This window comes from Arenibacter amylolyticus (assembly GCF_002150785.1).
In the GTDB taxonomy this organism is placed as follows: Bacteria; Bacteroidota; Bacteroidia; order Flavobacteriales; family Flavobacteriaceae; genus Arenibacter; species Arenibacter amylolyticus.
Genome location: NZ_MTAZ01000066.1, coordinates 1 through 1223 on the forward strand (window position 1 = coordinate 1; position 1223 = coordinate 1223).

At 34.2% G+C, this 1223-nt stretch carries 1 protein-coding gene; it reads right to left on the reverse strand.

The annotated features are described in order from the left end of the window. Positions 1–12 precede the first annotated feature (12 nt). Positions 13–996 (reverse strand): IS110 family RNA-guided transposase, encoded by a 984-nt coding sequence (locus BV214_RS15860; RefSeq protein ID WP_086478486.1) that lies wholly within the window; start codon positions 994–996, stop codon positions 13–15. Positions 997–1223 lie beyond the last annotated feature (227 nt).

Consider the following 1223-nt stretch of genomic DNA (forward strand, 5'->3'; position numbering starts at 1 on the left):
TCAGTTCGATTTCTATGACAATTCCAAACGATTTTTATAATAAGTTTTATTCTTAATAAGCGCCATAGCAATATGCAGTAATTTATTCCTAACAGCGTTTAAAACGCTCATTTTGTTTTTGCCTTCATCAACTTTTCTAAGGTAATAATACTGTAATTCATTTTCCATTCTAACAGCTCTCATGGCGGCCATTTGCAAAACGGTTTTGAGCTGCATATCCGCCATTTTAGAGACCCGTGGTTTGGTTTTTAGACTACTTCCACTTTGTTGTTCAAAAGGAACCACACCGGCAAAACAAGCTAGTTTTCTTGGGTCCGTCAACCGACTGAAACCATCGGTTTTAATGGCTATCATCCAGGCAGTAATATCCCCAATACCCGGTATAGTTTTTATCCTTTCTATTTCTTTATGCAATTTGAAATCGGCTTTTATTTCTTCCTTTATGAGGGTCTCAATTTCCCGAATATGCCCATTTATTTCTTTGATGCCCTTCTCACTAATTTTAATTAATCTTTTGGTCGACTTATTGAAAGCTACATTTTTTAAATCTGACAACTGCTGTTTTAAACCTCTTCTTTGTTTTATCTTCGATCGTCGCTGACTTAGTAGAATTTTCAGGGCCTTCACGGATTCACTAACTGGCTGCCAACATTCAAAATCCTGATAGTTTCTTTCAATAAAAACGGCTATGCGCTTGGCATCAACCTTATCATTTTTTCCTCGCACCAAGCCAATACTTCTTTTTATATGCTTTGGGTCAACCACATAAGTTTTAAAATCAATCCCCTTTAAGACCTCATAAAGATTAAAATTATAATAACCTGTATTCTCCATACAGATAAAGACTTCTAGGCCGATTTCTCCTATTCTTTTAAATAGTTTACTAATAGCATCTTCTTTATTTTTGATTTTGTGATAAGTGGTCTTTTCAGGCTCGATCACACAAAAATCTAAAGTGCATTTACTTACATCCACTCCGACAAAAATACTTTTCATAACTTTGTTTTGCTTTTATAGAAAGAGATGTTTTCATCATTAACTCGACTCCTTGATAATGGGCTTAAAATCCCGAATTTCTATTAGAGATTATTGATGAAAGTCTGAACTTAGGTCTAAATCGAACTATGAATTTTTTAAATTCTGAGTGACTATAGTGTACCTAAGTTCAGCTCTCTTTTATACGGTTAAACTTGAGATAAATATACTTATGCAAGTCTAAAGGA